Origin of the sequence: Streptomyces torulosus, from assembly GCF_001419765.1 — a bacterium.
GTDB lineage: Bacteria > Actinomycetota > Actinomycetes > Streptomycetales > Streptomycetaceae > Streptomyces > Streptomyces torulosus.
In genome coordinates this window covers 39,405-48,928 of sequence record NZ_LIRK01000053.1, presented here as the reverse complement: position 1 = coordinate 48,928, position 9,524 = coordinate 39,405, and the positions used below count along the sequence as shown (strand labels likewise).

6 protein-coding genes are annotated in these 9,524 nt (G+C 65.1%); 2 read left to right on the top strand and 4 right to left on the bottom strand.

Annotated elements, in window-relative coordinates:
- Positions 1 to 20: 20 nt before the first annotated feature.
- Together AOK23_RS05095 and AOK23_RS05090 are read right to left on the bottom strand one after the other, a co-directional pair.
- Positions 21 to 1,007 (bottom strand): hypothetical protein, encoded by a 987-nt coding sequence (locus AOK23_RS05095; RefSeq protein WP_055711543.1) that lies wholly within the window; start codon positions 1,005 to 1,007, stop codon positions 21 to 23.
- A gap of 160 nt (positions 1,008 to 1,167) precedes the next feature.
- On the bottom strand, positions 1,168 to 1,503 hold the full coding sequence (locus AOK23_RS05090; protein WP_055711542.1) for an ATP-binding protein: 336 nt from the start codon (positions 1,501 to 1,503) through the stop codon (positions 1,168 to 1,170).
- Between the two features lie 443 nt (positions 1,504 to 1,946).
- On the opposite strand from AOK23_RS05090, the gene AOK23_RS05085 reads away from it, so the two are divergent.
- Together AOK23_RS05085 and AOK23_RS05080 are read left to right on the top strand one after the other, a co-directional pair.
- A complete protein-coding gene (locus AOK23_RS05085) occupies positions 1,947 to 3,317 on the top strand; it encodes a hypothetical protein (protein ID WP_240496254.1) in 1,371 nt (456 codons plus the stop codon).
- 10 nt (positions 3,318 to 3,327) lie between these two features.
- A complete protein-coding gene (locus tag AOK23_RS05080; protein WP_055711541.1) occupies positions 3,328 to 3,891 on the top strand; it encodes a GNAT family N-acetyltransferase in 564 nt (187 codons plus the stop codon).
- Positions 3,892 to 3,952: 61 nt separating this feature from the next.
- On the opposite strand, the gene AOK23_RS05075 is transcribed toward AOK23_RS05080, so the two are convergent.
- Together AOK23_RS05075 and AOK23_RS05070 are read right to left on the bottom strand one after the other, a co-directional pair.
- A complete protein-coding gene (locus AOK23_RS05075) occupies positions 3,953 to 5,995 on the bottom strand; it encodes a hypothetical protein (protein ID WP_055711540.1) in 2,043 nt (680 codons plus the stop codon).
- Positions 5,996 to 6,419: 424 nt separating this feature from the next.
- Complete coding sequence (locus tag AOK23_RS05070) at positions 6,420 to 9,521, bottom strand: type I restriction endonuclease subunit R (RefSeq protein ID WP_240496253.1); 3,102 nt, start codon at positions 9,519 to 9,521, stop codon at positions 6,420 to 6,422.
- Between the last annotated feature and the right edge of the window lie 3 nt (positions 9,522 to 9,524).

Genomic DNA, 9,524 nt, shown 5'->3' with positions numbered 1-9,524 from the left:
GGGCGGGGGTGCGCGGCTGCTCATCTGCGGCTCCGCTCGCGCTTCATCGCGTAGTTGCGCGCTTGGAGGAAGTCGTCCTGCCACCACCGGCTTTCGCTGACGTGCTGCCAGGGCGCGGGAGTGGCGAAGGGGCCGATCGCCGTGAACACCTCTGCCGCGCCTGGCAGGCCACAGGCAGTCAGCGTGTAGGCCAGATAGTTCAGGTCCAGCAGGGAGCAGGTGCTCATTTCGGTGACATGGGCGAACCAGCCGTCTCTTGCCCGCTCGACGTAGTGCCGGACCTGCTCGTTGTCCCAGAAGCCGAGAGTGCTTGCGACCTGCCTGCTCGCCATCCGAGACCGGTACTCCTCGACCCAGGCGTACAAGGGCAAGGGCAGCTGCACGGATCCCGGCTTCGCCTGAGATGAGACCCAGCGCGTGAAGTCCACGGCTCCAGTGCCGCGGGCCTGCAAGCACTGGAGCATCCGGTGATAAGCCTCCCTGTTGGGCCAGTCGCGCCTGTCCACCTGCCACAGCAGCGGCCACGGCCCTCGGGGCAGCATGGCTTCGGGCGGATTCGCCCAGTGGTCAACGGCGTGCCAACGCCTGGGGTCGACGTCCAACTGGGCGAGCGCGAGCAGGCACACCCAGGGAACGGGGTCAGCTGGCCAGCGGCGAGCAGCGTCCTCGCATGCCGCGCGTGCGGCGCTGACCCTAGGGAGCAGGGTGTGACGGTCTGCTTTGCTGCGGTGAGCGACCAGGACCCGATGGGTCATGACGCGGGCCCGCATCATCAGGGCGTTGGCGTCTGTGGGCTCCTCCGCGCACCAGGCCGCGATGGCGTCACCCTTCGCGGCGCCGGCCGCGAGGACCTGGCTGCGGGACGTGCGCAGTGCCCAGCTGCGGGTGTTGGCGAGCAGCGTCTTGGTGGAGAGCCACCGGTCGAGCAGGAGGTCTTCCAGGGCTAGGCGCAAGTCGTCGTCGTAACCCGCAGGGTGCGGGGTCAGGGACATGTCACTGGTGGCCATCGGGGCACCCCCCGAGCCTGTGGAGGGCGACAACAGGCAGGGCAGGGGCCCGTCTTGAACGCATTAAGAGGGGCATGGGGGCCTCGTGTGGGGGTTGGAAGACCGCCGGGCGGCAGGGGCTCATACCTTGGGGAGGTGGCGTCTGCCGCCCGGCGGCCGGTCAGGGGGCCTCGACGGCCGGGGTTGCAGATCCGGTCTCGCCGGGCGGCTGCATCCGCACGCGGATGGTCTTGCCGTGCCCGGACTCGGCTGGGAACCAACTGACTTCGCCGCCCAGTTGCCGCACGAGCCAAAGCCCCGTCCCATGGCCACCGGCGAGGGCTCCCTCGAGGTTCTCATCTCCGGGGCGCGGGTCGGTCACGTCGATGAACAGCACCTCGTCTTCGTCAGCGGACAACGTCAGCTCGACGATGCCCTTGCCGACGTGATCCACGGCGTTCCGTACGACTTCGGTGATGATCCGTACGGCGGAGTTCCGGTTGCCGGACCAAGCCATCACCCCCAGCCGTGTACGGGCGTGCAGGCGAGCAAGTCGGGGGACGCAGGCCTCTATACGCCAGCTGCGCTGCCACGACTGCGGGCGTAGAGGAGTCGGCTCCTGGCCGGCGTCAACCTCTCGATCCGTCTCCGGCTCGGCAACGAGGGCCGGTGCCTCAGTTGTGCGTGCGCCCGCCGGGGGAAGGGCGAGAGCGGCGCTCACCATCTGCGCGTTCACGGGGACCTCTGTTTCCACGACTGTGCTCGCTCGGGCACTCTCTGCGAGGGGTGGTACGAGCGTTGCAGCCGTGGCCTTGCGGATCTATCCCCGTCTTCTTCTCGTCTCCTGGTACAGCGGTGACCTGGCTTCTCGTCTGTTTCTCGGATCCTTCTCGGACCAGCTAAGTACCTTCTGTACTGGGCAAGTTGTCAGCGTGAGCGACTTACCGTCGTGCCTAGGACGTGCTGAACGAAGCGGATGGGAGGCACCAGTTGGTCACGTTCTTCCAGCACTGGCTAAATGAGCGCGAACTGCGTGACTACAAGGACTTCCTCCCTCCGTTCAGAGAGGCGGCCGAAGGGCTGGGGCTGAAAGGCTTGGAGCCAGCCCAGTCGACCTACTTGGCCTGGTACTACGGGAAGCGGAAACCTCAAGGCGACTTCCGCAGGGTGGTCGTCGCCATGACCAACTACAGCATCGATGCGCTGTGGACACAGGTCCCCGAGGGAACCACGCCGGACTTCGCCCCTCTGGCTGGCACGTCGCCCACTGCACTCCATGCCGAACCCGGCATGGACCTGAGAGACATGAAAAGGAGCGGCGCGATGGCCGTTCGACGTGCGAGGCAGTACGTTCTCCACACGGATCGAGACAGGCTGGGAGAGAACACGCTCCCGTTGCTTCACGACCAGGTGGCTCGGCTTGTTACCGACTACCCCCGAGTCCCGCTATCGGAGATCTGGGACACCCTCCTGGACGTTCAGGACCAGATCATCTGCAACCTGGAGACCGGTAAACACCGGCCATCGCAGCTTCGCGACCTCAACTTCATGGCCGCTATCACTGCGTTCCTCGTGGCCAAGGGCTTCAACGACATGGAAGACCGTGAGCAGGCGCGGACGATGAGTCTGCTAGCTGCGGCATTCGCCAAGGACGCCGAACACACGGCACTCATGTCCCTCGTCAGTGGACTCCAGTCCCTCATCGAATACTGGGCGGACCGGCCCGGCGACGCCCTGTTCTATGCCCAGAAGGGCACGGCCCTTGCCACCGACCTCCGAGGCACGGTCGGCCTGTGGCTCCTTGGTCTCCAGGCACGCGCGGCAGCCGTCCTCGGCGACGACGAGACGGTCCAGGCGTCGAACCGAGCGGCGAACGACCTACGAGAGCAGGTCATACCCGACGAACTCGATCAACTCGGTGGCCTCCTCACCTACTCTCTGGAGAAGCAGCGGTACTACGCCGTGGAAGCCTCTGCCCTCCTCGGCGACGGCAACGCAGACCTCACCGCCCAGGCAGAGCTGGCCGTGCAAGGCTTCCGCGACCCAGCAAACCCCAACTGGGCGTTCGGCGATCTGGCCGGCGCGCAGTGCAACCTGGCCCTCATCTACATCTACAGCGGTGACGTCGACGGAGCAGCGCAGGCCATCCGCCCCGTGCTGGACCTCCCGGCCAATTTCAGGAACAACGGCATCGTCGTCTCGGCCCTGCGCGTCCGCCAAGCCCTGACGACGAACGGCGTGCGCACCGCTCTCATGGCCCGTGACCTGCGGGAAGAACTCGCGGTTTACCCGCCACGACGACCAGCCCTCCCCGGCGGAACGCAACGGTAGGGTTCCTGGCATGTACCCGGTCCAGCGTTCCAGCCAGCGTCTCGGCCTCCGCGAACTCACCAGCGACGATGTGGACGGAGTGTTCGCGATCTATGGCAACCAGGAAGCAACGGAGCACCTGTCGTTCGAGCCGCGGACCCGCGAGCAGGTCGGCCACATCGTGGCCCGGTCAATCGCTGCCGCGACCGAGGAGCCGCGCAGCGAGTACGCGCTCGCCGTAGTCGAGCGAGACACGAACGACCTGATCGGGTTCGGCAGGATCGCAACAGACCCGCACCAGCAGCGCGCAGCCACCATGGGCTTCGCGCTTCGCCCGGACGCCTGGGGCGTTGGCTACGGCCTGGAAACCGTGCAGCTACTCCTCGGCCTCGGGTTCGAAGACCTCGGTCTGCACCGCATTTGGGGCGCACGCTCCCCGCACAATGCGGCGTCGGCGAAAACCATGGCGGCCGCCGGCATGGTCGAAGAGGGAACCATCCGCGGGCACATCCAGAAGGCCGGGGAGTGGCGAGACTCCGTCATCCACTCAATGCTCGACCACGAATGGCAGGCCACCAAGGCTGCAGAGTCCTGATACAAGGTCCCGGGGATGCAGGGTGTTGCGGATCGTTGCATTCAAATAACCCCGTCATCGATTAACTGGACGGAAGTCCCAACTTGTCGAAGAACGCTCGGTTCCGCTCGGTGGCCGCGTTGACGAGACGGTCGAAGCTCACCACTTCGATGTATGCCTTGTACGGCTCGTTGAAACCGAAGTAACCCATTCCGTCATGAGTGGGACGCAGGCTCGCATACTTGCACCTATCCACCATCTTCGGCGTGAGATCGGCGACCACGTAGCAGAAAGCGGGCGCCTCATGCGTCTCGGGGATCTGCCGCCCCGATGTGGTCTTCACGCCACCGGCGCGCACACGCTTCACATACTCCAGGCACTGCTGGATCGGATCTTTGTCCTCAGCCGCATCGTTACGCATCGGCCGTTTGATCTCGATCACGACGATGGACGGCAGCGGGAGCGTCTCGCCCTCCGCGGCCAGCACGGGGGAGCCGACGAGCCGAGTCGCGAGCACGTCGGGCTCCCTCGTCGAGTCGGATCCTGTAATCGGCATGCTCTTGAGCGTCTTGTCGGAGGCAAGGTAGTCGTGGAACGCAAGCCGCTCGTCGATGATCCACAGGTTCGAGGCGTCGGTGCCGATCTCGTTCGAGTCGGTCCGCATCGGGAAGATCAGCGAGTGGATGGCGTCCTCCTTGCTGTACCTGCCCTCGTCGTCGGACCTGATCCGTCTGGCGAGTACGTCGAGCATCACTCGCCGGCGTGAGACGTACGCGGCCAGGTCGGACTGGTTGATGTCCGTCACCATGCCCAGATACCGAGTGAGCCGTTCGTTGTAGTCCTCCGGCCGAGAGGAGCCGACTTCGGCGAAGACGGCCTGGCCCTCGGCGATCGCGGTGGCTTCGAGCTTCTGGAGGTTGCCGTGCAGCAACAACTCAAGGTCGTGGTCCTTGATGGACGGATCCACGCTCACGCCGAGCGACTCGAGCCGCGACAGAACGGGCCGGTACCTCGGCGCACGGTTGCTCACGAACTCGTTGACCCGAGCCTTGCCCTCCTCGCGCGCTGCGCTGAGCGGGCCGACGAGGATCCTCTCGACTTCCTTCAGCACGCCCTCGCGGATGTCGTCCAGCGACACGTCTTCGATCAGCGCCGCGCCCGGCACGCGCTCGGCGATGTCGAAGGCCGTGCGGTCCGCGCGGACGTGGTTGTCCAGGAAGACGGAAGACAGGTAACAGACATACGTGAACTGGGAGGACGCTTCGTCCTTGAGTCTCCCGTAGAGCCCGGGCACCTTGCTCGTGAGGTTCTCCTCCATGACCACGCGGCTCGCGGCGCACCAGTACAGCCGCGGCGCGGGATTACGCGTCGAGGACTTGAGACAGAGGTTGACCATCTCGAACTTCTCACCCTTGACGTCGATCGAGGTCGTCGGCATCTCGGAGAACACAAAGTCGGCCATGAGGTCGTTGAGCGAGACGGTCTCGACGTCGTCGGTCACCGTAATGTCAGGCGCGCCCCCTGGGCGGAGGAAGTACCAGATGCAGTGCTCGAACGTCTCGCGAGCGATGGCGTCGACGGACTTCACCGCGCTCTGCTGAAAGGGCTTCCTGAACCCGTCGAGGCTCACGATCGTGCCGACATTGCCTAGGCCGTCCGCTTCCCCGTCCGGCTCGACCTCCCCCTCGACGGAGAACCGGAACTGCCGTCCGTGGAGGACTCCGGCTTCGTCCTCATAGGCGCTGCGGATCGAGACTCTGTCGAACGCCTTGAGCCAGAGCAGGCGTCCCACACCACGGCAGCCGATGGCGGCCTTGTGGTCGCTGTCCAGCGTCTCGAACGAGGTCATGTTCTCCGGGGTGAAGCCCACCCCGTTGTCCTCGACGCTGAAGCCGACGATGGGCTTCAGCGCCACTCGCCCAGGGCTAGCGTGAACGAGGTCGAGTTCCTCCTGCGGGCTGCGCTGGATCCTGACGCTCAGACGGCCACGCTCGACGTCGTCGCCGAATCGGGCGTCGATCGCCTGAATGCCATTAACTACGGCCTCAAGGAGCGGCAAGAGGGCATGGCTCTTCGGCAGGCTCGTGTTCCGAACCCGGCCAGCCAGCGACGTGGTCAGCGCCATGGTTTCCCTCCTCGCTCCGACGCCGCCAACCCTATCGGTGGGCGCGGTGGGGAGCGTGCTCGGCGACGGAGATGCTCACGGAGGGGCCTCCTCGTCGTCCTCGCCTTGGAGCCAGCAGCCAGCACGAGCGGGATGGCCTCGTGAATCGGCCAGTGCCCGGGCGGTGGCACGGTGCGACGCTGCTCAGGTTGGGCGGCGCCTTCCTCGATGACGGTGCGGCGGGACGGCCGCCGAGCTCGATCGTGATCGACCGCAGCCAGCCCGGTGCTGGAACGGCGGTAGCGCGCGGACAGCCCCCGCACCTGCTCGACGAAGGTCGTGCGGGCAGCTCCTGCGGTCGCAGAAGTACCGGCGCACCCGCAGCCGGGTGATGACCCGGCGCGAGCCCAACGACCGTTCGTCCAGGGTACGTTGATACGTGCTGTTAGTCGGCCTCCTGCTCGGCGTCCAGACGTACGCCGTGGAAGGCGCCGGCGATGATGCTGTCCAGACCCTTGCCATCACCGACGACCTCGGCCACTACTCTTCCGAGTTCCCCGGGGGCGGCGAGCAGCGTGTCGAGGATCCGGTCGCGAACCTTCTCGGACTTTAGGAAGTTCTCCAGGCTGTTCTCCAGGGCCCGCGACCTCAGCACCTCATCCGACTTGGCCGCCTTGATGACAAGCGCCATCAGTCCGGCGACGGCAGACTCCGATAGGTCGTCGAACAGGGTGTTGAGGGTGTCGATGACCTCCAGTAGCGGGACCATCTCAGGGTCCTTCACCTTGGCCGTGCCCAGCGCGCTCGGCCCGGTCAGCTTGTCACCCTTCTCGGTGACCGAAGCATTCGTGACGCCCTTGTCCTTCTGCTCGATGGCGACCAGCCGGGCGCTTGAGATGTCGATCTCGTCGTGCGTCCGCTCGGCCTTGATCCACTGGGCCAGTTCACGGCAGAACGCGCACAGGTCTTCCAGCGGGGAGCCGGAGTAGTCGTATACCTGGGACAGGAAGTCGTAGAGTCGCACGAACGAGGAGACGTTCTTCCGGAACTGCTCCAGCCGCTCCGCGGCCTGAGTGTCCTCGTCGTCCTGCGCTTGGTCCCATGCCTGGGCGAACCGGTCCTGCGCCCGGCTCATCGCAGCGGTGATCGCGTTGCGGTCACCGTCCTGAGCGCCCTGGACGAACTGGGCCACGTCCTGGGTGTCGAAGATGCCGAAGGTGCGCAGCCCCATCGCCAGAACGTGCAGCTGGTTGGGGTTGGTCTCGGTCTCGATCTCGGCTTCTTCGTAATACTTTGCAAACTCCGCCTGGATGTCCTTGGGCTCGTTGATGAAGTCCAGGATGAAGACGCGGTCCTTGACCAGGTTGCCTGATCGGAAGGTGCGGTTCAGGCGAGAGAGGGTCTGCACCGCCTGAATGTTGTCCAGGCGCTTGTCGACGTACATGGCGCACAGCAGGGGCTGGTCGAACCCGGTCTGGAATTTGTCCGCAGCTATCATGACGCGGTAGTTCGGCTCGGCGAACGCCTCGGCCAGGTCCGGACCAGCTCCTGGGTTCATCTTGGCTTCGGAGACCTCGTCGTGGATGCCGGACTCCGGGTCGTCCAGCGTGCCGGAGAAGGCGACCAGGGTGCCCAGGTCGTAACCCTTGGACTTAATGTACTTGTCGATCGCCAGCTTGTACCGCAGCGCGTGCTTGCGTTCCGAGGTCACGATCATGGCCTTGGCGTGGCCGCCGAGCATGCTGGCCACGTTAGCGCGAAAGTGCTCGACGATGATCTCGACCTTCTGGGCGATGTTCGTCGGGTGCAGGCGTACGAACCTCTTAAGGGCCTTTGCCGCCTCGGTCTTCTCGACCAGGTTGTCCTCGTCAGCAGCGGAGACGTTGACACCGTTCTTCTTGATCGCCTCGGCGATCTGGTAAATCGTCCCGTAGTTCTGGTAGCGCGGCAGGACGTCCAGGATGAACCCCTCCTGGATGGCCTGCTTCATCGAGTACACGTCGAACGCGGACGGCTTGGCGTCGGGTGTCTCGCGGCGCCCGAACAGCTCGATGGTCTTGGGCTTGGGGGTGGCGGTGAACGCAAAGAACGACACGTTCGGGGTCGGGGCGTCGGCAAAGGCATTGATTGTGTCCTCAGCGTCGACTTCCGTGCCCTCGTCGACTTCCTGACCACCGGCGCGCAGTACCTGGCGCACTTTCTTGGCCGTGGCGCCGGCCTGTGAGGAGTGCGCCTCGTCCGCGATGACCGCGAACCGGTGCCCGGCCAGCGAGTCGTCCTGCGACAGGAGCTTGAGTACGGCCGGGAAGGTCTGGATGGTCACGACCACGATGCGGCGACGGTCCTGCAGGGCCTTAAGCAACGCACGTGACTTGGAGCCCTGGTCGGTGCGGGCTCTCCTGTCCACGTTGTAGACGTAATCCGGCTTGCCCTCGATCTGCAGGACTGCGCGCTGCATCTGGTCGTCCAGCACCGTGCGGTCGGTGATCACTATCACCGTGTCGAAGACCTTGCGACCGGTGTCGTCGTGCAGGTTCGACAGGCGGTGAGCAGTCCATCCGATGGTGTTCGTCTTGCCCGATCCTGCTGAGTGCTGGATCAGGAATCGTCCTCCCACGCTCTCAGCCTTGACCTGCTCCACCATCCTCGATACGGCCTGCCACTGGTGGAAGCGCGGGAATATGACGTTGGTGGAGGTCTTACGCTCACGTGTGATCGCGTTCGTGGTGCTCTTGGCGTCCACGAACAGCATGGACCCGAAGATGTCCAGCCACGTATTGCGGGCCATGACCTGCTCCCACAAGTACGCGGTGGCCGGCCCGTGCTCGTTGACCGGGTTGCCCGCGCCGCCGTTGTCGCCCTGGTTGAATGGCAGGAAGTAGGTGTTCTCACCGTCGAGATGCGTGGTCATGCGGACCTCGGACTCGGTGACCACGAAGTGCACCAGAGCCCCGGTACCGAACGCCAGCAGCGGCTCTGCCTTGGGTTTGCGGTCTTGGGCGTACTGCTTGACTGCGGCGTCGATGGACTGCTTGAAGTTGGTCTTCAGCTCGAACGTGGCCACCGGGATACCGTTGATGAATGCGACCAGATCGATGCTGTCGTGAGGCTTTTGCCGCGAGTAGTGCACCTGCCGCATGATCCGCAGGCGCACCTTGTCGTAGGCGGCCGTGCGGCTGGCGTTGGTCGGGTCTGCTGGGCGCCACTGCACCATTTTCAGCTCGTCGCGCAGCCCGATGGGGACGTCCGAGCGCAGCAACTGCAGGGTCCCGCCAGGGCCGCCGCCCTTGTTGTCCAGCGGGGTGGAGCGCAGCTGCACGATCAAGTCCAGCAGAGCTTCCTTCGCCGAATCCGCTCGCGGGCCGGAACCGATGCTGCGCTGCCACGCATGCGGGTCCAGTTCCTCAAACCAATCGAAAATGTCATCCGGGTACAGAGCACGATCAGCGTCGTACCCCTCCCCGTTTGGGGAGTACAGCCACCCATGAGCCGCCAAGTGCTCGCAGATCTGCCGCTCGAACTGCTCCTCGTATGTCAGGTCCACCACGGC